This window comes from Nocardiopsis xinjiangensis YIM 90004 (genome assembly GCF_000341145.1).
GTDB lineage: Bacteria > Actinomycetota > Actinomycetes > Streptosporangiales > Streptosporangiaceae > Nocardiopsis > Nocardiopsis xinjiangensis.
Map to the genome: position 1 here is coordinate 95,336 of NZ_ANBE01000026.1, position 23,256 is coordinate 118,591.

Genomic DNA, 23,256 nt, shown 5'->3' on the forward strand with positions numbered 1-23,256 from the left:
GGGCACGTGCGCGGTGCTGGGGCTGAGTGAAGTTGCTTCAGTCCGCGTACAGACCCCCCGCACGGGCAGCCCCCGGCCCGCTCACCCTCCGCCGGAAAGCTCGCCCTCCCGGACCTCGCCGGGTTCGGGCACCTGCAGGTCGACCTCGGCGCCGAAGGAGATGAAGGTGTACTCGGTGTACCACCACCGCGGGTACTCCCCGTCGCCCGTGCCCAGGTCCTCGGGGGACAGCCGCGTCGACGTGGGACGCATGTGGAAGTGGGTCTCCTCCTCCCACGAGAACTCGAGCGGCACCCCTTCCTCGGTGCTCACCAGGGTGAACACGGCCGGATCGGCGGCGGGGTTGTCGGAGGCGGGGAACTCGCCCTCGATCCACACCGCGTCGCGCTCGCCGGTGGGGCGCCCCTCGGCGAGGTGGGGGTAGGCGTCCTCGGCGGTCTCGGCCGGCACGTAGTCGGCCCGCCGGTACCCGATGATCCGACCGTCGTCGATCGCTGAGCGCAGCGGGGCCGCGATCGCCTCGCGGGTGTGCGCGTCGGTCCGGTCGGGTTCGGCCGATTCGGCCCAGGAGGCGGGATCGCCGTCACTGGAGGTGTCCCCGGCGTCGAGGAGGCGTCCCTCCCACCACATGCGGTCGCTGATGGGGCCACCGTCCCCGACGGTGCTGTTCCAACGCAACGCCTCCTCGGGGCCGTTCTGGTAACGGACCCGGTCGTAGAGGGTCGGCCCGCGGGTGCGGGCGCTCTGGTGAGGGCCGGTGCCGTTGCCGCCGTGGGTGAGGATGGTGAGTTCGAAGGTGTCGGCGGTGAGCACGGTGTCGCGGGCGCGCACGAGCAGTTCATCGCCGACTGCGTGGGGGTGGCGGTGTTCGGGCTGTTCTGGACCGAGGGTGTCCAGGAGGAGGGCTCCCCCTCCCGCGACCACGGCGATCAGCGCGAGGAGGCCGGCCACCAGCGCCGCGGTCCGGCCGGCGCGCACCGGGTCTCCCGGCGCGCGGGAGGCCGGAACGGACCGCAGCGGCGGGTCGTGCTCCCAGGCGGGGTCGTCGTCGGCGGCAGTGGTGTCGGGCCATACCCGGTCGAGGTGGTGGCGTAAGGGTGAGGTGGGCCTGTGGGGTCCCCCGGCAGGTTCCGAGCCTTCACTGCCCGGGTCGGCTGCGCCCTCCACTCTCCGCCCCGCGCCACCCGCTCCCGGACCGAGCGGCTCTGGCCCCTCGTGGGGCCTCTGTGAGGTGCGCGCCTGCAGGAGTCCGCCGAAGGCGCCCCCGAAACGCTTTTTCCTCGAGCGCTCGCCCCCGGGCGTATTCGGAGACTCTTCGGATCCTTGCCCACAGGGATCGGAAAACGGTCGTTTCACCTTCAACCAGGGAAGATTCTCTTCTTCCTCGGGTGAGGGCACTCCACCGTTTCCGTCAGGGCCACCCAATTCGGGGCCGGGCTCCTCCGACGACGTTTCCGCAGTTCGCGGCCGAAGTCCGGAACCGCTTCCCCCGTCCGTGCCCCGGTGCGGAGGCCTCTGATCGCCCCCGGGCTCCTCCGCCCCGCCGCGAGAACCGCGCTCGCCCTCTCCCCCACCGTTGCGGAGAACCCGGTCCGGATCGGCCGGGCGCGGGTCCTCGCCGTGTTCTGCCCCCGAACCGCCCGGAAGCCGCGCGAGCACCCGCAGGCACGCCTCTGCGGCGGCCCGCGCGGTCGGCCGCTCCCCCGGGTCCGCGGACAGCGCCCGGCGCAGCAGCGGACGCAGGCCCGGCGGTGCGGCGGACAGTTCCACCCGGTTGAGCCGGGCGCGTTCTTCCGAGTCGGCGAGGTCGCCGCCATTGCCGAACGGCGGTTCCCCCGACGCGGCCAGGGTCATCACACATGCCCACGCGAACACGTCGGAGGCCGGTTCGGGCGGGGCTCCGGCGTAACGTTCCGGGGCCAGCCATCCGGGTGCGCCCGCCACCGGAGCGGGGGCCGAGTCGTCGATACGGCGCGCGATCCCGAAGTCCCTGAGCCACGGCCCGTCGGGGGCCAGGACCACGGTGCCCGGTTCGACGTCGCCGTGCACGGTGCCTGCGGCATGGACGCCGGCCAGGGCGTCGGCGATCGCGGCGGCCAGGCACAGGAGCGCTCCTTCGGGCAGGGGTCCGCGTGTGCTCACCCAGGTGGCCAGGTCGGTGCCGGGCACGTGGTCCAGCGCGGCCCAGGGGCGTCCGCCGTGGGTGCCGCCGTTGCGGGCGGTGAGCAGGTGCGCGCCCGTCTCCGGTGTGGGTGGGTCCTGGGCGGAGGGTGCCCATCCGAGGTGGGCGAGTTCGAGGGTGCGGCGAGCGCCGCCGGGTGCGAGCACCGCGTACACGGTGCCCATCGTGCCGGTGCGGAGGCGGCCGACCAGGCGGTGGCCGCCGACCTTGGCAGGGTCGGCGGGTTCGAGCGGACCGATGCGGAGGGCGGGGATGGCAGGAGGGGCCATGGGGAGTGGCTTCTTCCGCGCGTCGGTGGTGCCGGAGTTCGTGTGCGAATGTACCGATCCTGGCCCCCCACAAACGTCTTGGACGGACACGAATTGCTCACTTCACACTCGTCGCCTGTTCACGCGCCTACGACCGGTGGATCCTTGCCTCGTGCCCGCACGTGGCGACCGCCGCCCCGGGGGCGGGGGCGTCGGACGGCTCGGCCGCAGCCCCGCCCGAGCAGCGCCGCCCGAAAAGTGGCCCCGAAGGCCTCGGCCTGGACGTGCTCCCACACGAACGAGCGGACATCACTCCCGAAATCGGACGACTCGTGACGACCTCGGGGTGACTTCGGGAAAACACACCCCAGGGACCGGCCCGCGCGGCTAGCATTGACTGAGTTCCGGACCTTCGGGTGCAGCAACCAGCTCGACCCACCGCGGAATGCCGTTATTGCGTCCGAACACACGAAGCGCCTTCGGCCGGTTTTCCAGACGGGTTCGAAGACAGAATTCTTGTGTGGTAGAAATATGAACACCGGGAAGCCGACACCCCCTCTTGAGCGGGAGCGGGCCTCCCGGAGGAAGGAACCTTTTTCCCGTCGTTGTCGGGGGACTAACGGCGTGTTGCACTGCGCTGGAACGGGAAAGAGGTTGCCTTCCACAATGGTCACGGCGGCACGAGCCGCCGAGGGGAGGCCATGACCTGGCCGCTCCTTCGGCCCGAGGATGGAGTGAGGGTTCGCAGAACACGGCGAGGCCGGGCTGACGAGAACGGACGCCTGTCGTTTCCCGGCTCTTGAGGGAGAGTCACCGTGTTCGCTTCCGCGACCCCTCGAATGTTCCTCGGGCACGGGACGGACCGGCTCTCACAGTCGATCCGTGCTGGTGGAGCGGCCGTACGAGGGGAGGCCCCGGTGCTTGGGGGAGCATCGGGGCCATGCCCCACCGGGCCGGTGCGCACCGCGGTTCTCCGTGGTGTTCCGGCCCGCGGGAGGGGGCGGGGCCACACGTGCCGCAGGCAGTTCCCCGCCCGTACACCGCGCCGGGGCCGACGTCACTTCGGGGGCCGTCGGCCCCGGTGACCGCCGTCCGGAGTGGGTCGCGCCAGGGGAGGGCGCGACCCCCGGGACGACGTTCGGGGAGAACGAGCAAAGCCCCCCGTTCCAGGGAGGAGACCGGGGCGAGGTATTTCTGCCCGCCCGGAACATCACGTGCATTCCGACAGAGAAACGACACACCCGAGCAGCGACCGGCCGGCCGAACGCGATGGTTCGGTCGGACAGCGGACGTCACCTCGCGAACGCATCGCACATCGCATCGAACTTCGCAGAAGCGACATGATGCCCACCAAAAATTACATTCAACGAGAATCTCTGATTGAACGTTGCTAGGTTATTACCATGAAACCCTCGTTCAGCCCCACGATCCGTCGCCGCCGTCTGGCGCGCATCTTTCGCGACCTTCGTGAGGAATCCGGGAAAACATTGGAAATGGTCTCGAAGGAGACAGGTGTGCCGAGGGCGACGCTCGGCAAGCTCGAGACCGCAGAACTGAAGCGCATCCGCAGCGACCAGCTCGACGCCCTGGCATGGCTGTACGACTTCGACGACGAGACGTGGTCGAACGTGCAGCAGCTGTCCAAGGACGCGGCCGAACGCGGCTGGTGGGCCAAGTACAAGGACCTCTACGGGCGTGGTGACCTGCCTTCCTTCGAGGTCGAGTCGTCCTTCATCCGTGTCTACGAGTCCCAGGTGATCCCGGGGCTGCTGCAGACCTCCGAGTACACGCGGGCGGTCTTCACCGGCACGAGCGCCTTCGCCGAGGACAAGATCGCCCGCCACATGGACGGGCGGCGCGAGCGCCAGGCGATCCTGGAGCGCGAGTACCCGCCGGAGTACGCGGCCGTTCTGGACGAGTCGGCGCTGCGCCGCACCGCCAGCAGCCCACAGATCATGCACAAACAACTGCTCCACCTGGTGGACCTGGCCAAGCGTCCCCGGGTGAACATCCATGTGCTGCCCTTCGACGCGGGCATGCACGGGGCCACCCTCGGGAGCTTCCAGATCATGGAGTTCCCCGAGCCGGCCGACCCGAGCATCGGCTTCTCCGAGACGCCGACCTCGTTGGTCTTCGTCGAGGAGCGCGACGACATGCGCCGGATGGACTCGATGTGGCGTGAGGCCCACAGCGCCAGCCTGACCGCGAACCAATCCATCGATTTTCTGGAGAGAGCCATCGAGGACCTGGGGGACAAATCGTGATAGCTCCCGAATTCCGCAAGTCGAGTCTGAGCGGAGCCGGACAGAACTGCGTGGAGGCCAAACGGGTGAGGGACCCCGGCCCCGGGGTGAGGGTCCGGGACTCCCAGCACCCGTGCGAGGGCCACCTCTTCTTCCCCGCCCCCGAATGGGAGGCCTTCCTGTCCGGCCTCCGCTCCCCCGAATAGCCGCCCTCACCCCCAGGACAGAACAACAAGAGTGACCAGACCCGGCCCGCGGCCCCCGTGGATCCCCCTCTACGCACCGCAGGACCCACCCCCGATGACCGCAGTATCTCCCTCGGCCCCGCCGGAGGCCGCACGACGGCCTCCGGCACTGTCGTGTCAGGGCCCCTGGCAGAGGTCGTGACCATCCCCTGATCCTGCCGTCCCACCTGCGCTGAGTACCTTCGCACACCCGCGCGCCGGACCTCGTTCACCCACTCGGCACCAGGGTGCGAGACCCTGGGGGCATGCGCGTTTACCTCCTCAGACACGGACAGACACCTTCGAACGTGGCCGGCCTGCTCGACACCGGTGCGCCCGGCCCCGGGTTGACGCCCTTGGGTGAGCGGCAGGCGCAGGCCCTGCCGGGGGCTTTCGGCGGCCGCGCGCTCGACGCCCTCGTGGTCTCGACCCTGGAGCGCACCCGGCTCACCGCCGATCCCCTCGCCCACGGTTTCGGCCTGGACCCTCTGGTCCTGGACGGGCTCCGCGAGGTCGAGGCCGGGGATCTGGAGATGTCCAGCGACCGGGAGGACCACCACACCTACGTGAGCACCGTCTTCGCGTGGGCGCGCGGTGACCTGGACCTTCGGATCCCGGGCGGCCCGGACGGACACGCGTTCCTGGGCCGCTTCGACGAGTCCCTGGAGCAGATCGCCTCCCGCGGTCGGGAGAACGTCGCGGTGGTCTCGCACGGCGCGGCGATCCGTTCGTGGGCCAGCGCGCGGGTCTCGGGCGCCGATCTGGAGACCATCGAGCACACCCCGTTGGCCAACACCGGGCTGGTCGAGATCGAGGGCGACCCGGACTCGGGATGGCGCCTGGTGGACTGGACCAGCCGACCGTTCGGCGGTGCCCACCTGACCACGCTTCAGGCGGACGATCCCACCGGCGAGGCCGTGGAGGCCTGAAGGCTCACGGAACCGGGCACCGGCGCGCGCCGGTGCCCGGCCCGGGCGCGGTCCACCGAGACCGTCTCCACACCGGGTACTGGCGCGCAGACACCGGCTGGGCCTCCAGCGAGCAGCACTACAAGGACAACCTCGAAGCGACCTGGAGGGAGACCGCCCAGGACGCGGGGACGCTGGCCGGCATCCGTAACGAGGACGGCTGGCTCATCGACCCCCGGAGCGAGGACCCCTACGCCAACCTCAGCTGGGGATGGTGGTGGGACAACGCCACCGACTCCGCGGGCCAGATCTGGGAAGGGCATTCGGCCTGGTCCCAGCGGGAGAGCGACCCCGAGTACCACGAGACCTACACGGCGATCAACACGGTCACGCTTCTGGGCGGGCCCTTCAGGCTGGGCGCGGAGATCCTCGACCTCGGCGGCGGAGGAACCAGGGGCGGCTCGGGAACCGAGACCGGAACGGGCTCGGAGAACCCGACCGGGTCCGGGCCCTACGACGGACCGGGTCCGGGCCCCGGGGCCGGCGGGGGCGGCCGGGAGATCGGCGACGTCATCGAGGACGCGCGCACCCCGATCACGGAGCGCCTCGACGACGCGCTCGAGCAGACACCCGCCCTGCCTCCCCTCACACCGGACCGCCCCGACGAGCAACCGCCCTCCGGACCCTCCGAGCCCGGAACGCGGCCGGGCCAGGACCCCGCCGACCAAGAGCCCGCTCCCCCGCCCACCCCGCCACCGGGCGGGACCAGCGGCCAGGGCGGCGAGAGCGGTGGGCGCTCCGACCCGCGTGGAGACGATCAAGCCCCGCGGGGCGACAACGACGGGCAGCAGCCCCGGCCTCGCGATGGCGACCGGCAAGGACGCGAGGGCACCACGCCCCCGCCCGTCACCGGTGGAGGAAGCAACACCACCGGCGACGGCACCGGTTCCAGCCCGCAGGGCCGCGACGGCAGCGGCGGTCTAGAGGACACCACTCGCCCCAGGGGCGAGGAAAAAACTCCGGAGCGCCCGCCCGGACGCCAGGACGAGCAGGACCAGTCGCAGCAAGAGCATCAGGGCAGCCGGCAGCGGGAACGCCAGGACGAAGAACCCTCACCGACCCCAGAAGCGGAAACCGGCGGCGGAGGAGGCCGCGACGGCGGCGGAGGCCCGCCGCCCACCTCGGGCGGAGACGAGTCCGGACGAGGTGGTTCCGACGACGAGGGACGTGAGGACGGGAGCGATGACTCCAACAATATCGACCCGTACAGCATCACGCCTTCCGATCACCTACCCAGAGGAAACCTACGGGCGGGCGAGAGCGATGGTTACGACGGCAGAGGACATACCATCGCACGCCATGTCGATGTCGACGACGACTACCTGCGAAACCGAACCCTTGACAGAGATCGACCCTCGGACATACCTCCAAGCGGTAGATTTGCAGGCAGGTACCATGACCTGGAAACAGCAGAGCGTGCAACAGCAACCGCTCCAGCATTGCACAGAACCAGCATTAACGAATGGTTAAAAAATGACATGAGCAGTTTACGAAACCAATCTTTCACCCTCAGTCAGGTTGACGTGAGCATGGACTCAGTGGGACACGCATTGAGACGACAAGACAGCGGAAACAACCCCACCGACTGGGAAACGCTCGATCCCAATAAAATCAGAGCAACCCTCCGATATGACGAAGCCATGAACCCACAACCCTTCAGAGTTCACACTTCTTCCCCGGAGCCGAGTCTCGCATGAGCAACATCGAGGAAAAGTACCCGACCATCAAAAAATTGTTCATTACATACCTTCACCAGGACTGGACCATCGACGGAGAAAACCTACCCGATCTATTCGAGAACCTAAAAGCACTTCAGGGAATGTCTGCAGATCTAATTCAGGAAATAAACTCTCTACTATCCGAGAACTACAGCAATGAAGACTTGGATTACATTTTCTTCAATCGATGGCTAGCTGGCTATGAGCCAGACGAGGACGAGGGAGAAACCTGGCATGATGTCCTGCGCCAGATCAGGAGCATTTCTGAATCCTACTCACAGAAATAACCCACTCTGCACCTTTCAGGAGATCAAGTTCTTTCCCTGAAACGGAGGCGGGAGATGCAGTGAACCAACTCGAACATTACCGCCCCCAAGGCACCAGTGGCTGGACGACCTCTTCTTCGGCCGGTGGCTCACCGGATACGAACCTGCCGAAGACGACGGAGCAACGTGGACCGACGTCCTGAACCAGAGCGAAGAGCTGTGTGGCATTCATGCGCGGCACTGATGCAACTGGCAAAGCGAACCCCCGGAATCCCCGCTGACCTGACGCAGGAGGAGCGTTTATGATCGCTTATCTCGACGACACCATCGACTGCTGCGTGTACACGGGCAAGGCCGCCCCGAAGCCGTGGAAAACCTCCTGACACGCCGCCTCTCGCATGTACCCCATAAGCACTACATGAAGGTCGGGAACCACATGGTCGAGGTGCGGCGGAGCGACGAGAAGTGGGCCGAAGAAGAACAGGTCGTTTTCATGCAGTGGCCGGTGCACGTGGAGCTCTACGGGGACCACGACGACCCGCAAGGGTTCACCGAGCTCACGGCCACTGTCCTCAGGCTCCTCTGGGCACACGGATACTCGGCTGTCGCAGCATGCGACTTCGAGCACGAGCTCCCCTGGTCGGGCGGCATTCAGAGTCCTGTGATGCCACCTGAACGGTTCTGAGGAGCTACTTCTGCACCAGGATCTTCCAGTCTCACCTCAGCCCCACCCCGTGGAGCGCCCATGATCCACCTGACCCCCGTTGAGGTCCGTTCCTTCCTGATGCAGAAGCACAAGAGGAACACCACGTTCATCCCCATCGAAGACTGGTCGAGTTCCCTCCGGGGCCAGAGCTTCATCGAAGGCGCGCTGGAGCTGACCATCGGCGGGAAACCGCTCATGACGCAGGCCATGTGGGATGAGATCGACTTCCTGTGGCCAATGATCATCAAGGGGTTGGAGGAGCTCGCGACCAGGGGTTCGGCCTCCGTCTGGTTCCCCGACCAGCCGATCGAGTTGGTGTTCGAGCGGGTCCGGAAGGACACCCTCCGTGTCGCCGTCCAGCCGCTTCGGCTCGGGACCGCCCGCAGGCCCACGTGGAGGGCCGCCGCAGGTGTCGAGGAACGCAACTTCTACGCGCACATGATCGGCGCGGGTGAGCACTTCTTCCGGCGGTTGGAAGAGCTTGAGACCGACGGCGGGTTCCAGCAGGAGCTCCGTAGGCTCGAGACGCTGCGTTCGCAGGCCCTGAGCTAGCGGCGAAGCCGAGCGCACCCGGCGGGGCGCGGGGCAGCGGGTGTCCGGTAGCGGTCAGAACCCGGGTGCGCGGGGGCGGGCGCTGGTAGGCATGAGCGGCCTTCTTCCCCCGAGGACGAGGAGTCGCCATGAGACCGACGCGTGGGACCGAGACGCCGGAGGCGCGCGCAGCACGGAACTCGCCGAGATCGCAGGCACCGGGGCCGACCGGGACGCTGCGCACGCTCGCGCGGATCCTGGCGAGGCTCCGGGGCGTGGGCGTTCTCCGCACGGGCCGGAAACGTAACGGTTGCGGTCTCGTACCGGCCCGCGCCGGTGCACGTCAGTGAGTCAGGTGGATCGGTTAAGCGAAGAGTTCGTCGACCGTGCGGACCTTGATCACGCGACGCATCCACGTGCGCAGGGTCTCCAGGTCCTCGCAGGAGCGGATGCGCCGTTCCTGCTCCTCGCTGGGCACCAGATCCCGCTCATTCAAGAACACCAGGATCTGGTCGACCGCCTCGGCCCGTCGGCCCTCTTCCCGGCCGAGGCCGACGTACTCACGGGCGAAGTCGCTCTGCCACTCGTAGGTGTTCACAGACATCAAGCCCTCCGACTCCTTCCGCGCCGCCTCCTGGAGCCGGCGAGTGCAGGGTCGTCATGCCTGATCGGGACGGTGTTGGTGGTCAGTTTCGGCGCAGTTCAGCACGGCCGGCAGCAGTCCGGGAAAGCGCGTGTCGATCTCTTCGGTGCGCAGCGAGACGAAGCAGCGTGTGCCCTCGGTCCGGCTGCGTAGCAGACCGGCCTCGCGCAGGATCCGCAGATGGTGGCTGAGGGTGGATTGCGCGATGGGCAGGTCGAGGTCCTTCCACGCGCGTTCGTTCTCGGAGGCTCCCTCGAAAGCTCCCTCGGAGACCCCGCCGGATCCCTCGTCGGCACTGCCCTCGGGGCCGGCGAGCATACGCACGATACGCAGCCGGGTCGGCTCGGCCAGGGCGAAGAGGACCGTGACCAGTTCCACGTCGTCGACGTCGGGATGACGGTGTGTCCTGGGGGCCAACCCGATCCTCCTCCCGGCGGCGCCGGCCGTGCTTCGGCGGGCGCCCGACGTGGCGTTTGTGTGCGCAGAAACCCGAGTGTACCGTCGTAATTCGATGTTCGTCGAACATCGAACATGACCGTCCGGGAGGGTCCACCACATGCCGACCGATGTCGCACTGTCCGTGCTCGAACACGCCTCCGTCTCCGAGGGCTCCACGCCCGGGGAGTCCCTGCGCTCGGCCAGGGACCTGGCGCAGAACCTGGAACGCTGGGGATACAAGCGCTTCTGGTTCTCCGAGCACCACAACATGAGAGCGATCTCCACCGCCGCCACCTCGGTCGCGCTCGGTTTCGTCGCCGAGGGCACTTCGACGATCCGCATCGGGTCGGGCGGGATCATGCTGCCCAACCACGCACCGCTGGTGATCGCCGAGCAGTTCGGCACCCTGGAGTCGCTCTATCCCGGGCGTGTGGACCTGGGTCTGGGCCGCGCGCCGGGCACCGACCCGCGCACGATGCGGGCGCTGCGCCGCGACCACACCGCCTCCTCCACCTTCCCCTCCGACGTGCAGGAGCTGCAGGCCTACTTCGAGCCCGCCGCCCAGGGCCGATCGGTGAGCGCGGTGCCCGGCGAGGGCCTGCGGGTTCCGCTGTGGATCCTGGGGTCCAGCCTGTTCGGTGCGCAGTTGGCCGCCCAGCTCGGATTGCCGTACGCGTTCGCCTCGCACTTCGCCCCGCAGGCGCTGCAAGAGGCGCTGCGGGTCTACAACGCCACGTTCCAGCCCTCGGAGCAGCTCGAGAAGCCCTACTCCATGGCCGGTGTGAACGTGTTCGTCGCCGACACCGACGCCGAGGCCCGCAAACTGTTCACCACGATGCAGACGGCGTTCCTGGGCACGCTCCGCGGCTCGCGGGGTCTGCTGGCTCCCCCGGTGGAGCCCTCGAGCCTGGACACGAAGTGGCGTCCGGGCGAGAAGGAGCAGCTCGACGCGATGCTGCGGTACTCGTTCGTGGGCTCGAAGGAGACCGTGAAGCCGCAGATCGAGGACTTCGTCGCGCGCACGGGCGTGGACGAGCTCATGATCTCGACGATGATCTACGACCCGCAGGCACGGTTGAACTCCTACCAGGGGCTCGCGGAGATCTTCGAGCTGGAGGGTCCCGGCGCCTGAGGCCCGGCGGCGCGGCCCTCATCAGGAGGGCCGCTCCACGAGGCGTCCGGGGCCGGCCCTACTACTGCACCCACCGGTACCGGTGCTCGGGTCTTCCGGTCGTCCCGTGGCGCATGTTGAGCGCGGCTCTGCCGTCGGTGCACAACTGCTCCAGGTAGCGCCGTGCGGTCACCCGCGCCACCCCGGTGCGTTCGGCGGTCTCCGTCGCCGACATGTCGGTCCCGGCCTGTCGGAGGGTCTCGGCCACGAGCCGTCCCGTGGGCGAGGCCAGGGCCTTGGAGTGGGACCGGTTGGTCGCGGGCCGCAACAGCCCGACGACACTGTCCACGTCGCTCTGCGTCGCCTCCCCCGTGTGCTGCAACCGGCTGCGCGCGGCCGCGTACCGTTCGAGCTGGTCGCGCAGGGCCGACAGGCTGAAGGGTTTGATCAGGTAGTGGACGGCGCCGTTGTGCAGCGCCTCCCGCACGTGTTCGACGTCGCGCAGGGCGGTGATGACCAGGGCGTCCACCAGCCCCTCGTCCTTCGTCCGTTCGGAGCCGCGCAGGGTCCGCAGCAGCTCCATCCCGGAGCGGTCGGGGAGGAAGAGGTCGAGCAGGATCAGGTGGGGCCTTTGCCTCTCGATCGAGCTCAGGGCCGCGGCGGCGGTGTGCGCGATGCCCGTCACGGTGAACCCGGGGGCGGCTTCCACCAGGGAACTGTGGTTGTGCGCCACGCGTGCGTCGTCCTCGACGATCAGGACCTTGATCACGGCCTACCTCCGGTCGGCGCCGAATCTTCCGTCACCGCACCATCCGGGGCCGCACCGTCCGCACGGCCGCCACCGCTCTCACGGCCCTCCTCGGCCCGGCCGCCTCCACTGCCTGCACCGTCACCGGCAGCGGCAGCGGAACCGCCGACGAGCGGCAGGCACGCGCTGAACACCGTTTCCCCGCCCGGCTCGGCCCCGCCGTCCCGTTCGACGTCGACCCATCCGCCCCGGCGCAGGCAGGCCTGCCGTACCAGGGCCAACCCGAGTCCCCGGGGTCCGGGGCCCGGCCCGAGCTTGGTGGTGATCCCCGGCGCGAAGAGGCCCTCGCGCACATCGGGTTCCGGGCCGGGCCCGGTGTCGATGACACGGATCTCCAACAACGGCCCGTCCTCGCTCTCCTCGGCCTCGTACTCACGCAACAGCAGTTCCACCCGGCCGCCCTCGCCCACGGCCTGCAGCGCGTTGTCCACCAGGTTGCCGACCACGAGCAGCACGTCGCGGCGCAGGGAGCCCTGCAACGGCGAGTCCAGGTTGGACAGGGACTCCAGTTCCAGCACGGTGCCTTGCTCGTTGGCCTGGGCCGACTTGGCCAGTACCAGCGCCGCCACCGACGTGTCCCCGATGTGCTCGGCGATCTCGGTGCTGGTGCGCATGTGCGCGGCGGTGAGTTCGGCGAGGTAGGAACGCGCCTGGCCCGCCTCCCCGAGTTCGAGCATCCCGGCGACCGTGTGGATGCGGTTGGCGTACTCGTGGCTCTGGGAACGCAGCGCCCAGGTCGCGGTGCGCACCCCGTCGAGTTCGTCGGACAGCCGGGTGAGCTCGGTGTGGTCGCGCAGGGTCACCACCACTCCTCCGTCGGTCCGGCCGACCCGCACCGGTCTGCGGTCGCACACGAGGATGCGTGCGCCCACGGCGATACAGACCCCGTGCTCGGCGTCGCGCCCGGTGAGCAGGTCGAGCAGGGCGCCGTCGGGTACGTGTTGGCCGGGCCGGTCGCCGACACAGGCCTCGGGAAGGCCCAGCAGGTCACGGGCGGGGGCATTGGCCAGGGTGATGTGTTCGTCGGCGCCGACTGCCAGGACCCCTTCCCGGACGGAGTGGAAGAGGGCTTCGCGTCCGTCCAGGAGCTCGGTGATCTCCTCCGGTTCCATGCCGTGGGTCTTGGCTCGGATACGGCGGGAGATGAGGTAGGCGCCGCCGGCCCCGAGCAGGAGCATGCCGGCGGTCGCGGCGACGATGCCGGGCAGGGCGTCGGTGAGGGCGGTCTCGACCTCCTCCACCAGGATGCCGACGGAGACGAGCCCGGCCACGTCCCCGCTCTCCGGTTCTTCGCCCGGTTCGCTCCCCGGTCGCATGACGGGAACCTTGGCCCGCAGCGTCAGTCCGGCGGGGCCTTCCTGCACGCCCGTCCAGGTCCGGCCCTGCAGGGGCGCGCTCGGGTCGGTGCTGGTCGGGCGCCCGATCTGTGCCGTGTCGGGGTGGGAGTGGCGGATGCCGTCCTGGTCGGCGACCACGACGTAACGCGCACCGGTCCGGGTACGGACGTCCTCTGCCGCCTGGGCGATACCCGCGCCCTCGCCGTCGGCGAGCGCGGACCGGATCTCCGGTGTCGCCGCCACGGAGCGGGCGATGGCCAAGGCCCGCTGCTCGTACTGGTGCTCGGCCTGCGAACGGTGGTGGAGGGCCCAGAGAAGACCGAGGACGGCCAGGGCCGTGGTGAGCAGGACGAGGCTGGCGACGAAGAGTTGGCCGGTCAGGGAGACGCGGCGCCGTCGAGCTCTCTCACGCATGACCTCCATCTTGCGGTGCACCGACGACCGGACCAACACGGCGCGACGCGAACATTACGACCAATAACCCCCGAAAGAACACAAGAGCGTGATCCAGGCCATGTAACGCGCATCATGTGACGTAATCCGCATGAAAGAGCGGGGCAGCACCGGTGGTGTCGGCCCGCTGCGCGTTGTGTGTGCCCTCCCTCGCGTCGCGGAGCCCTGATCCCGACCCCGCTATCGGAAGCCGCCATGCTCAGCATCATCGGATTCGCGGTCATCGCCTCGGTGGCGACACTGCTGATCCTGGGACGTGTGTCCCCGATCGTCGGCCTGACACTCATCCCCCTCCTGGGAGCCTTCGCCGCAGGGTTCACCCCCGCCGAGATCACCGGTTTCTTCGAGTCCGGGCTCGGTTCGGTCATGGACGTGGCCGTGATGCTGGTCTTCGCGATCCTGTTCTTCGGCGTGCTCAACGACGCCCACCTGTTCAACCCGCTGATCAACTTCATGCTCAGGGTCAGCCGGGGCAACATCGTGGGTGTGTGCGTGGGCACGGTCCTGCTCGCGGCCATGTGCCACCTGGACGGGTCCGGAGCCACGACCTTCCTCATCTGTCTGCCGGCGCTGTTGCCGCTGTACAAACGCCTGGAGATGAGCCCGTACCTACTGATGCTGCTGGCCTCCACGAGCATCGGGATCATGAACATGCTGCCGTGGGGCGGTCCCGTGGGCCGGGCCGCGGCGGTCATCGGCCTCGACCCGGTCGAGCTGTGGCACGGGCTCATCCCCGTCCAGATCATCGGCCTGGTCCTGCTGGTGGGGATGGCCTCCGTCCTCGGTGTGCGGGAGCGCCGCCGCATCGCCAAGCGCAGGGCCGGCCACCAGATGGCCGGCGTCGGGGCCGGCGGCAACGGCTCCGTTGACGGGGCCGCGGAGGGCTCCGTGGAGGGTGCCACCGGGGAGCCGGCGAGCAGCTCCGCCGACGGTGCGACGGAGGACTCCGCTCCGGCGCTCCACGAGCGCCCGCACCGCCCGCTGGCCAACTACCTGCTGATGCTGGCCACCGTGGCCGTTCTGGTCTCCGGCGTGCTGCCCTCGGGCCTGGTCTTCATGGTCGCGCTGAGCCTGGCGCTGATGATCAATTGCCCCAGCGTGTCCGCGCAGATGGAGCGCGTGCGCAAGCACTCCCCCAACGCCCTGGGCACCGGCGGCATCATCCTGGCCGCGGGGTCGTTCCTGGGCATCCTGGAGGAGTCGGGGATGTTGGACGCCCTGGCGGGGAACATGGTCTCGTTCCTGCCGGACGTGCTCGTGACCCACCTGCACCTGTTCATCGGTTTCCTGGGTATGCCGCTGGAACTGGTACTGAGCACCGACGCCTACTACTTCGCGCTCCTGCCCCTGGTCGACAACATCGCGGCCGGTCAGGGCGTGGAGTCGACGACGGTCGCCTACTCGATGATCATCGGCAACATCATCGGGACCTACATCAGCCCGTTCAACGCCTCGGTGTGGCTGGCGGTCGGGCTGGCCGGCGTGGACCTGGGCAAGCACATCCGGTACTCGTTCATGTGGATGTGGGGCTTCACCCTGGCGCTGTTCGCCGCGTCGGTCGGGATCGGGGTCATCGCGCTCTGAGGCCGTTGCCGTGCGGACGGGAGTCTCCGGCTCCTGGGGCGCACGGTTCACAGAGCCCTGCTCCCCGGGAGCCGGGTCTGCTCAGCCACGCAAAAGGCCAAGCCCCAAAGCACGTGCACGGTGCCGGGTCTCCTGAGCCACAAGAAACAGGCCTGCTCAGCCATGTGAGGGGCTCGGCCCCTCACATGGCTGGGCCCGCTTGGCTCGGGGGCCGGGCAGACCCGACCCTGCGGCACTGCCACAGCGCGTCCTCGGGCGCCCGAGGGTGGCCCGGGCGCCCGAGGACGCGTCGGTTCGCTCAGGTCAGCAGGTGCTCTCGGCGGGCTCACCGGCCAAACGCTCGCCCAGCCAGTCCTGGGCTCCCGCGGTGTCGGCGAAGAAGCTGAGCATGTGTGGACCGGAGGAGGTCTCCACCCACTCCACCGTCGCACCGGCCTCGCAGTAGTCCTCGCTCAGCTCTTCTGCCTGGTCGAAGGGGATCACGTCGTCCCCGGTGGAGTGGAACAGGTACAGCGGGGCCTCGGGCGGGGTCTCGCCGGGCTTGTTCTCCTCCAACCGTGCCTGCCACTCGGGGGTGGCGATGAGGTCGGTGTCGACCACGTCGTCCATGCTCTTGCCGATACCCAGGGGGAGGGTGTCGATCATGCAGCCCTCGGAGGCCTTGTCGAACATCCACTGGCCCCGGTAGGTCAGGTGCTCCTCCAGCTCCAGCTCCGGGTAGGCGGCGTCGTAGCCGTAGGCGGCGAACGCCAGGAAGGTGAAGTACAGGCTTCCGTCGATGTTCTCGGCGACCCGGGTCAGGTCGGCGGGCACACCGCCGGCGGCGACGCCTTCCAGGGTCAGGTCCGGTGCATACTCGGGCTGCATCTGCCCGGCCCACACCGCTGCGCCCCCGCCCTGGGAGAAGCCGGTGACGCCCATGGGCGACCCGGTTCCGAGGTCGGCCCCCTCGAGGCGGGTGGCGGCGCGCAGGGCGTCGAGGACGGCGGCACCCTGGGAGTGCCCGACCATGTACGTGTGGTCGTCGGGGGTGCCGAGGCCTTCGTAGTCGGTGACGACGAGGGCCTTGCCGGAGTCGACGACGCCCTTCATCATGGCGGCCTCGTAGTCGAGCCCCTGCTCGAGCCCGACCGAGGGGGCGCAGTGCGAGCCGAGCCCGTGGGTTCCGATGGCGTAGGAGACCAGGGGGCGTTCGCCCTCGCCCTCCCAGGGGTCGGTCGGGACCATGACGGTTCCGGTGACGGCCATGGGGTCGCCCATGGCGTCGGTGGACAGGTACATCACGCGCCATGCGTCGGCGGGGAAGGTGCCGACGCCCAGCGGGTCGGTCTTGGGTTCGTAGGGCTCGGCGCGGATGACGTCGCCCGGTTCCCCGTCCGGCAGCGGCTCGGGCGGCTCGTAGAAGTCGTTCTGGGCCTCGGAGCTGTCGGGGTCGGGCTGTTCGAGGTCCTCCAACAGGTCGTAGGTGGACTCGGCATCACCGAGGTCGACACCCTGCGGTGCGGTGGTGTCGGGGTCGGCGGGATCGATCCCGGGGGCGCCGGTCTCGGCGAAGGCGGGGCCGGCGGTGAGGGTGAGGGAGGCGAAGAGGGCACCGGCAGCGGTGGTCGCGGCCATGGTGGTGCCCCAGCGTCCTGGGCGGGGGTGTGTTCTCACGGGGGTCTCCTGGTCGTGTTCGCCGGTCCCTGGGCGGGGACCTGCCACTCCATGAGCATGCGCGCTTGTGAACCGAATCACTACTCATGAGTAACCGAAGTTGGTGGACGTGATCACTCAACTCCGTACAGTTCGTGCGCGCCGATACCGCGGACCGACACGGCACTTCCGCTGCCCCATCAGGTACAAGGCCGGCCACATGTGCGTGGCCGGCCTTCCCCGCGACTGAGGCCGGGGGATTGCGCCATTGAGGTGACCCGGCCGCTTCTCCCCCGGCCCGACGCCGGCCATTCCGGCGGCGCCGGCAGCCACCGCCGGGGAAGGATCGGTGGCGTCCCGACCCCGATCCCTCGGCCCCCGCCGGGGACAGAACAAGCTTCACACACCCGCCGGTCGACCGCCGGGGATTATGTGCCATTTGACCAGCACGTCCTGACCCTCTGGCCGAATGTGGCCACTCTCGGCGACGTCCGACTGAAGCTGGTGGATGCCGGATGCTGGAGCGTCGGGACACTCGGGGCGAAGCAGTGGACTCTCGGGAAAACTGTCGTGGCACACAGGCGACCATTGCGGAGTTCTCGGGTTCAGACCGAACAGAACCGACCAGGGGATGCCCCGGATACCCGCACACGCTTCAAGGTGGATGCTGTTCCGAACGGAATGGAGAACCTTCTCGTTTGCCCTGTTCAGGACTGGAATCCACAGGTCCGGGGTGCTACTCGGGGCCCGCCCGGTCCTCACCTGGGCGCCCCACATGAGCAGGTCTGATGCCCGCCCGAGTATCGGACACGGTTCTCCACGCCAAAGCACAGACCGTTTTCCGAAACCCCGGGCCCGGCCGGACGCACAGAGGCCGAGCCAGGGGTTTCGGGGGACGCTCGGCGTTCGCGCAGAGGCCGCTCGGAGAGACCGGAGCCGAAGGAGGGCCGATGCCGGCCCGTCGGCGGCCCCGGTACAGGACCTGAGGGGCCGGCGAACTCTCCGCCCGCCTCGTTCCGAGTTCGCTCGGTCTCTCCACAAGGAAGCAAACAAAGGGTGCCACAAGAACGGACGGAACCCTGGCCGCTTCCTCTGTCCACTGCTTGTCCCCAGGTTCGGGGCAAGCATGGCGCGGTGATGGGAGGCATGCGAAGATGACCCTGTTCCAACTGAATTGCTTGGCGTTCTCCCCCGAACGGAGACAACACACCCCATCCCGGTCGGCGCGATGCGCGACACCGGTAACCGGCACCGCTTTCACTCGGTTTTGTGCGGTATGCGGACCCGTGGACCTGCAATCCTCTGCGGATGAACTGCACAGACGTGAGCTCGTGGCCATGTGCGCTCCGTGGCTCTGGCGAGTCAGGGGTGGCCGTATCCGGCCACGTGCCATGACCACGTGTGATGCGAGGTACGGGGGAAGAACGAGTGGTAGTGGCGGTCGAGAGGTACATCGGCTGCCACGCACAAGAAGCTGTCCCCCTAGAGGAGCCGTTCCCCTATGAGTAAGTTGCGCGAGCTCTGGCTCAGAGCCCAGACCTGCCTGGTTCCCCCACGCCGGAAGAACGACCAGGGGGCCAGCATCATCGAATACGCGGCAGTCATCATCCTGGTCGCGGCCGTGGCGGCGGCGATCTTCGCACTGGGGATCCCGGACAGAGTTCGAGGCGCAGTAGAAGTCTCCGTAACTGAGATTTTGAACGGTGGAGGCCCGGACTCGGAGGGGCCTAACCAGCCTGGCGACTAGAAAATGAGATCCAAAAGAACACTCTCAGAACAGAAATCATCAGGACTCAATACTTCACTTCTTGCTGCTGTAATTTCCACCACTTTGGCGGGTTGCGTCGTCGCGCCTGAGGATGGGTCAAGCGGGGACAACGCCACTCCCGAGAACTCCGAAGAGGGACCATCGGGTGAAACAGCGAATGAACGCGGATTTATTGCTACTTCTTACACTACATCGACTGAGCTCGGCGTTGACCTTGAGATCAACATTCGACCACTAGAGCTTCTCAACAATGAATCTCTAAAACTCAGCATGGAGGTGACCAATAACTCTGGCAGCGGATACGTTCTGGCAGATGCCTTAAGTGATCCTGAGAATCTTTACTCGGCAAGCAACACAACACTCATTGACCCAGCCTCCCAGAATCGCCATCTCAATAATGAGCTAGGAGACGGGTCTTGCTACTGCACCTTCACAGAGGGAACACTCGCCAGCGGAGACAGCGTCGACCTTGAGGTCATGTTTCCTGCTCCCCCTGAGGAAACAGAGAGCATGACAGTAACGACCCCTGTAACCTCTCCTTTTTTCGACATTCCGATCACTGACACCTCTGAATCAATCGATGAAGATTACAATGAGGGGGAGATTCTTCCTCTCACCATGATCTCGGATGACGAAGGTGACACCGGTCGGAGCGAGCAGGAGAGCGAAGATGAGATCAGCATCCTTCTTTCCTCTGATGTTCTTTTTGATTTCGACAGCTCGGAACTCACCTCTGATTCTAACGAGATCATCGAGCAAGTCGCTAGCGAGATCGACCAGTCCAATTCCGACACAGTCGACATCGAAGGCCACACTGACGACCAAGGATCGGACACTGTCAACCTTCCCCTCTCTGAAGAACGCGCAGACTCTGTAGAATCCGCGCTCTCTGAGCTAGTTAATCGAGATGACATTACATTCGAGACTGAGGGGCACGGATCAAGTGACCCGGTAGCCGATAACGACACTGAAGAGGGACAGGAACTCAACCGTCGCGTGACCGTCACGTTTGCGAAGTAACGGAGGAAAACATGCGCAGTTTCACCCAGAAGGTGCTCATTGCTTTCACCTGTGCTGCCTTCCTTCCACTGGCGTCCGGGAGTGCCAATGCCGATGAGGATCCTAATCTCTTGGGTTCAAGTGAGGGAGACGAGTCAGAGACACAAGGGTTAATCGCTGAAGCAAACCGAGTTGAGAGAAACGAAAGAGGAAACCTGGTCTCGATTGACTGGAGCATCGCGAACGAAACAGACTCCGATGTAGTTCTCAACTGGCTGCATGAGCAAGGAACGTACACTTACAGCGGGAACTACTACTCAGGAGTCACTGTTGTGACCCCAGAGGCCGGAACTCGTTATCACCCACTCATGGACCAAGCTGGGGAGTGCGTGTGCGCAGGAAAAACATCCGATCGCTTCTACAATCAGGTAGCTGCTGGCGGAAAGAGTGCCTACTGGTCCCTGTTCTCAACGCCGAGTGATGTCGAGACCCTGACCCTCGAGGTCCCCGGGTTCGAGCCCATCGAGGACATCCCCATCGGCTGACCCCGCCCCTCTCTCACCGCCACCTTGGAGACGGAGTTGAGTACCCCCATCCCCGAGAGACACGGGGACACCCGCTACCCCTCCGACCCCCGGTGCTCTATGGGACGTCCGAGTGACCACACGGGCGGCCGAAGCAGCCCTCCAGACATGGAGCCCATCACTGGCCCCCGATCGGGCCGCCGGCGCCCACGCGCCCGCACGCTCCTCACCCGTGCCCGCTCACGCGCCGGAGCCGGCGCCGGAAACCGGGTCGGCCAGGGCTCCGACTCCGGGTCGGCCATCCTCGAAACGGCCGTGGTCCTCATCCTCGCCGCGGCCATCATGGTGGCCATCTACCAGCTCGAACTCAGCCAGACCTTCAACAACGCTGTCCGCCAGATGGTCTGTCTCGTCGAGGGTCCCGAGTGCGGCGAGTCCTGGACCGAGGAGGACCGCCCCGAGAAACCCGAGAGCTACGACGGCGGGGCGAGCGGGGGCAACAACTCGTCCGAGAACAAGTCCACCGCCATGGGCATGGCCGAGGACCACGGCTGGGAGGATCAGGAGTGGACCTGCCTCGACAACCTCTGGAGCAACGTCTCCGACTTCGATCAGTCCATGGACGGCGACACCCAGGGCATCCCGGGATACGACCCCGAGGTTCACGGCGACCACCCGCCGCCGAACGACTTCGAGTCCAGCGCGAGCTCACAGATCTCCTGGGGGCTGGACTACATCTCCGCCGAGCACGGAACCCCGTGTGTGGCGTGGGCCCAGTGGGAGAACTCCCGCTCCTACTGACTGCCGGTGCCCCGAGCGGCTACCGCTGATCGAGCACCGACCACCAGTCACCGCCACGATCCGCATCGGGCTACCCGCATCACGCATAGCTCCTTGAAGCCCTGATGCCCCGGAACGCAGGACTCCCCCATTACCTCTCTCGTCCCAGAAGCACCACCGTTTTCACCGATTCCGCTGGGCACGATGTGCGTCACGCATAACGACGCGCGTCCGGAGGTGGCCACAGCCGGGACCGTTCCCTCGTCCCTCCGACGGGCAGAACCGACACATCCGGAACCCTGATCCCGAAGTTTCGAAACCCCTCACCCCCCACGAGATGGCGCACCACAATCGATGAGCATGAACAACAAGAGGTGGCCCCAGGCTGCCGATCCGTATGGGCCCGACAGCTCAGGTTCCCCAGGGGTTTCCTCGGAGGGCGCCGCCCCTGCCGAATCCTCTCTCCGGATCAGACGGCCACAACGGGCGATGTGCACAACACGGTGGCCGGCGGGGTCCACGGCACCGCCCAGGTGGTCCAGGGGCGTGACATCCATGGGGGCACGTTCGTCGGCACGATGCACCACCACGGCCCCCACGAGGTGGATTGACCCATCCGTGTCGGCACCCTGCCCGAGCAAGCGCCCCACTTCCAGCCCCGCGCGGTCACTAAGCAACTCACCGAGACCTTGGGAAAGTCGGAAACGACAGTCCTCCGTCAGGTTCTGTCCGGAACCGGGGGTGTGGGCAAGACCCAGCTGGCAGCACATCACGCGCGTGCACTGGCCCAGGTCACCATCCCGAACACCGTGTGGACGTGTTGGTCTGGACCGACGCTTCCAGCCGCGAGCGCATCACCTCCGCCTACGCCCAGGCCGCGCGCCATCTCCATCCGACCGTCCCCGACGATCCGGAGCAGGCGACCTCGCTCTTCCTGACCTGGCTGGGTGACCCCAACAAGCACGGGAAGCGTCGGTGGCTCGTCGTGTGGGACGACCTGACCGACCCGGCCGACGTGCGTGACCTCTGGCCGCCGCACGACCAGTCCAACGGACGAATGTTGGTCACCACGAGGCGACGGGATCACAGCCTGTCGGTCCAGGGGCGACAGCTGATCGACGTGGACGTGTACACACCCGAAGAGGCGCGGTTCTTCCTCGTCCACGCCCTCGGTGAAGCAGGGGTCCCCACACCGACACGGACATGGACGACCTCGCCGAGGCGTTGGGGCACCTTCCTCTGGCGCTGGGCCAGGCCGACAGCTACGAGCCGAAGGGTGTGGCTCGGCCTCTGATGGGGTTGATCGCTCTCTTGGACGGGTCCGGCATACCGGAACGTGTGCTGACCGCCGAACCCGTCATCGAGTATCTGGAGGAACAGCGGCCCTCAGGTGGTTCTCCCGCTTCGAGTGCTCATCGCGTGCGTGCGGCCCTGGCCGGCCTGCACAGGTTGAGCCTGATCTCCCGGGTCACTTCCAAGAGGCGGCTGCGTCCCGAAGAGCAGGAGATCGACACGTCGACTGTGCGCTCCCACCAGCTCATCCAACGCGCCACTCTCGAACACCATCTGACCCGGCCGAGCTTCGAGAGGGTGCATGCCCTTGCGGACGCTCTCGTTTCTGTCTGGCCCGCCGTGGAACGCGATACGTCCCTGGCTCAGCAGCTCCGCGACAACACGTATGCGCTCAGAAAGCACCGCACCACAGCAGGTCAGCGCAGCGAGGACTGGCTCTGGAACCCAGATGGTCACCCTCTCCTGTTCAGGACAGGCAGGAGTCTCAGCGAAGCCGGTCGGGTCAACGAGGCCGTCGTCTACTGGACGGACATGCTCGCTGCAGCTGACAGTCTGCTGGATTCCGACCACCCTCACACCCTCATCATTCGCCACAACATTGCCTACTGGACTTACCGTGCTGGTAACACCAAAAAGGGAATCGATCACCTCACGGAACTGGCAAGGGAGCGAAGAAGGGTTCTGGGCAGCGACCATCCTGAAACACAAATGAGTGAACGAGTACTGCGCAAGTGGCACGAGGAGCTCAAACGACAGCAATCCGGAGAAAGCCGCAAATCGCCCTGAATCCGGCCAAT

The 23,256-nt window shown here is 67.2% G+C and carries 21 protein-coding genes; 15 read left to right on the forward strand and 6 right to left on the reverse strand.

The features are described from left to right. Nucleotides 1-81 precede the first annotated feature (81 nt). Nucleotides 82-2,451: a protein kinase domain-containing protein gene (locus D473_RS0113320; protein ID WP_017609561.1), complete on the reverse strand. Its 2,370-nt coding sequence runs from the start codon at nt 2,449-2,451 to the stop codon at nt 82-84. Nucleotides 2,452-3,857: 1,406 nt separating this feature from the next. Here D473_RS0113320 and D473_RS24835 point away from each other — a divergent pair. The 7 genes from D473_RS24835 to D473_RS0113350 all read left to right on the forward strand — a co-directional run bounded on the left by D473_RS24835 (nt 3,858) and on the right by D473_RS0113350 (nt 9,107). Next, a complete protein-coding gene (locus D473_RS24835) occupies nt 3,858-4,694 on the forward strand; it encodes a helix-turn-helix domain-containing protein (protein WP_193373281.1) in 837 nt (278 codons plus the stop codon). Beyond that, nucleotides 4,691-4,879 carry a DUF397 domain-containing protein gene (locus D473_RS26660; protein WP_026126912.1) on the forward strand — a complete coding sequence of 63 codons (189 nt, stop codon included), beginning with the start codon at nt 4,691-4,693 and terminating at the stop codon, nt 4,877-4,879. Before D473_RS24835 ends, D473_RS26660 begins: the two co-directional genes overlap by 4 nt. 284 nt (nt 4,880-5,163) lie before the next feature. After that, complete coding sequence (locus tag D473_RS0113335) at nt 5,164-5,826, forward strand: histidine phosphatase family protein (RefSeq protein WP_017609564.1); 663 nt, start codon at nt 5,164-5,166, stop codon at nt 5,824-5,826. Between the two features lie 32 nt (nt 5,827-5,858). Next, nucleotides 5,859-7,562, forward strand: coding sequence for an RNase A-like domain-containing protein (locus D473_RS28435; protein ID WP_152436840.1), 1,704 nt, complete (start codon nt 5,859-5,861; stop codon nt 7,560-7,562). Next, nucleotides 7,559-7,870, forward strand: a complete 312-nt coding sequence (locus D473_RS27205) for a contact-dependent growth inhibition system immunity protein (protein ID WP_152436841.1) — start codon at nt 7,559-7,561, stop codon at nt 7,868-7,870. The genes D473_RS28435 and D473_RS27205 overlap by 4 nt, the downstream gene beginning before the upstream one ends. A 397-nt stretch (nt 7,871-8,267) precedes the next feature. Continuing rightward, nucleotides 8,268-8,534 carry a hypothetical protein gene (locus D473_RS24840; protein ID WP_033353321.1) on the forward strand — a complete coding sequence of 89 codons (267 nt, stop codon included), beginning with the start codon at nt 8,268-8,270 and terminating at the stop codon, nt 8,532-8,534. A 60-nt stretch (nt 8,535-8,594) separates the two neighbouring features. Further along, nucleotides 8,595-9,107 (forward strand): hypothetical protein, encoded by a 513-nt coding sequence (locus D473_RS0113350; protein WP_017609567.1) that lies wholly within the window; start codon nt 8,595-8,597, stop codon nt 9,105-9,107. 343 nt (nt 9,108-9,450) lie between these two features. On the opposite strand, the gene D473_RS0113355 is transcribed toward D473_RS0113350, so the two are convergent. Both D473_RS0113355 and D473_RS0113360 read right to left on the reverse strand, forming a co-directional pair. Further along, nucleotides 9,451-9,690 carry a hypothetical protein gene (locus D473_RS0113355; protein WP_033353323.1) on the reverse strand — a complete coding sequence of 80 codons (240 nt, stop codon included), beginning with the start codon at nt 9,688-9,690 and terminating at the stop codon, nt 9,451-9,453. 54 nt (nt 9,691-9,744) lie between these two features. Further along, on the reverse strand, nt 9,745-10,146 hold the full coding sequence (locus tag D473_RS0113360; RefSeq protein WP_017609569.1) for an ArsR/SmtB family transcription factor: 402 nt from the start codon (nt 10,144-10,146) through the stop codon (nt 9,745-9,747). Between the two features lie 139 nt (nt 10,147-10,285). On the opposite strand from D473_RS0113360, the gene D473_RS0113365 reads away from it, so the two are divergent. Further along, on the forward strand, nt 10,286-11,299 hold the full coding sequence (locus D473_RS0113365) for an LLM class flavin-dependent oxidoreductase (RefSeq protein WP_017609570.1): 1,014 nt from the start codon (nt 10,286-10,288) through the stop codon (nt 11,297-11,299). A gap of 61 nt (nt 11,300-11,360) precedes the next feature. Here the strand turns inward: D473_RS0113365 and D473_RS0113370 are convergent, their stop codons facing one another. Continuing rightward, nucleotides 11,361-12,047 (reverse strand): response regulator, encoded by a 687-nt coding sequence (locus tag D473_RS0113370; RefSeq protein WP_017609571.1) that lies wholly within the window; start codon nt 12,045-12,047, stop codon nt 11,361-11,363. Next, the gene (locus tag D473_RS0113375; protein WP_241474788.1) at nt 12,044-13,837 is read right to left on the reverse strand and encodes an ATP-binding protein; all 1,794 of its coding nucleotides are present in this window, start codon (nt 13,835-13,837) and stop codon (nt 12,044-12,046) included. The genes D473_RS0113370 and D473_RS0113375 overlap by 4 nt, the downstream gene beginning before the upstream one ends. A gap of 234 nt (nt 13,838-14,071) precedes the next feature. Here D473_RS0113375 and D473_RS0113380 point away from each other — a divergent pair, with 234 nt between their 5' ends. Next, entirely contained in the window at nt 14,072-15,460 is a 1,389-nt protein-coding gene (locus tag D473_RS0113380; RefSeq protein ID WP_017609573.1) for a CitMHS family transporter, read from the forward strand. 303 nt (nt 15,461-15,763) lie between these two features. Here D473_RS0113380 and D473_RS0113385 read toward each other — a convergent pair whose 3' ends face one another. After that, nucleotides 15,764-17,077, reverse strand: coding sequence for a lipase family protein (locus D473_RS0113385; protein ID WP_017609575.1), 1,314 nt, complete (start codon nt 17,075-17,077; stop codon nt 15,764-15,766). Between the two features lie 1,519 nt (nt 17,078-18,596). Here D473_RS0113385 and D473_RS24845 point away from each other — a divergent pair. The 6 genes from D473_RS24845 to D473_RS26105 all read left to right on the forward strand — a co-directional run bounded on the left by D473_RS24845 (nt 18,597) and on the right by D473_RS26105 (nt 23,245). After that, the gene (locus tag D473_RS24845) at nt 18,597-18,842 is read left to right on the forward strand and encodes a hypothetical protein (RefSeq protein WP_051043056.1); all 246 of its coding nucleotides are present in this window, start codon (nt 18,597-18,599) and stop codon (nt 18,840-18,842) included. A gap of 3 nt (nt 18,843-18,845) precedes the next feature. After that, nucleotides 18,846-19,883: an OmpA family protein gene (locus D473_RS27210; RefSeq protein ID WP_152436842.1), complete on the forward strand. Its 1,038-nt coding sequence runs from the start codon at nt 18,846-18,848 to the stop codon at nt 19,881-19,883. Between the two features lie 11 nt (nt 19,884-19,894). Then, nucleotides 19,895-20,407: a hypothetical protein gene (locus D473_RS27215; protein ID WP_152436843.1), complete on the forward strand. Its 513-nt coding sequence runs from the start codon at nt 19,895-19,897 to the stop codon at nt 20,405-20,407. Nucleotides 20,408-20,554: 147 nt separating this feature from the next. Next, nucleotides 20,555-21,187: a hypothetical protein gene (locus D473_RS0113405; RefSeq protein WP_017609578.1), complete on the forward strand. Its 633-nt coding sequence runs from the start codon at nt 20,555-20,557 to the stop codon at nt 21,185-21,187. A gap of 796 nt (nt 21,188-21,983) precedes the next feature. Beyond that, a complete protein-coding gene (locus D473_RS26100) occupies nt 21,984-22,460 on the forward strand; it encodes a hypothetical protein (RefSeq protein ID WP_152436844.1) in 477 nt (158 codons plus the stop codon). Further along, entirely contained in the window at nt 22,370-23,245 is an 876-nt protein-coding gene (locus D473_RS26105) for a tetratricopeptide repeat protein (RefSeq protein ID WP_152436845.1), read from the forward strand. The genes D473_RS26100 and D473_RS26105 overlap by 91 nt, the downstream gene beginning before the upstream one ends. Nucleotides 23,246-23,256: the final 11 nt, after the last annotated feature.

Coding starts and splice junctions, on each gene's coding strand:
- D473_RS0113320 (WP_017609561.1), bottom strand. CDS start 2,451: ATGGCCCCTCCTGCCATCCCCGCCCTCCGCATCGGTCCGCTCGAACCC.
- D473_RS0113335 (WP_017609564.1), top strand. CDS start 5,164: ATGCGCGTTTACCTCCTCAGACACGGACAGACACCTTCGAACGTGGCC.
- D473_RS27205 (WP_152436841.1), top strand. CDS start 7,559: ATGAGCAACATCGAGGAAAAGTACCCGACCATCAAAAAATTGTTCATT.
- D473_RS24840 (WP_033353321.1), top strand. CDS start 8,268: ATGAAGGTCGGGAACCACATGGTCGAGGTGCGGCGGAGCGACGAGAAG.
- D473_RS0113350 (WP_017609567.1), top strand. CDS start 8,595: ATGATCCACCTGACCCCCGTTGAGGTCCGTTCCTTCCTGATGCAGAAG.
- D473_RS0113355 (WP_033353323.1), bottom strand. CDS start 9,690: ATGTCTGTGAACACCTACGAGTGGCAGAGCGACTTCGCCCGTGAGTAC.
- D473_RS0113365 (WP_017609570.1), top strand. CDS start 10,286: ATGCCGACCGATGTCGCACTGTCCGTGCTCGAACACGCCTCCGTCTCC.
- D473_RS0113375 (WP_241474788.1), bottom strand. CDS start 13,837: ATGCGTGAGAGAGCTCGACGGCGCCGCGTCTCCCTGACCGGCCAACTC.
- D473_RS0113380 (WP_017609573.1), top strand. CDS start 14,072: ATGCTCAGCATCATCGGATTCGCGGTCATCGCCTCGGTGGCGACACTG.
- D473_RS0113385 (WP_017609575.1), bottom strand. CDS start 17,077: ATGGCCGCGACCACCGCTGCCGGTGCCCTCTTCGCCTCCCTCACCCTC.
- D473_RS24845 (WP_051043056.1), top strand. CDS start 18,597: ATGAGTAAGTTGCGCGAGCTCTGGCTCAGAGCCCAGACCTGCCTGGTT.
- D473_RS27210 (WP_152436842.1), top strand. CDS start 18,846: ATGAGATCCAAAAGAACACTCTCAGAACAGAAATCATCAGGACTCAAT.
- D473_RS27215 (WP_152436843.1), top strand. CDS start 19,895: ATGCGCAGTTTCACCCAGAAGGTGCTCATTGCTTTCACCTGTGCTGCC.
- D473_RS0113405 (WP_017609578.1), top strand. CDS start 20,555: ATGGAGCCCATCACTGGCCCCCGATCGGGCCGCCGGCGCCCACGCGCC.
- D473_RS26105 (WP_152436845.1), top strand. CDS start 22,370: ATGGACGACCTCGCCGAGGCGTTGGGGCACCTTCCTCTGGCGCTGGGC.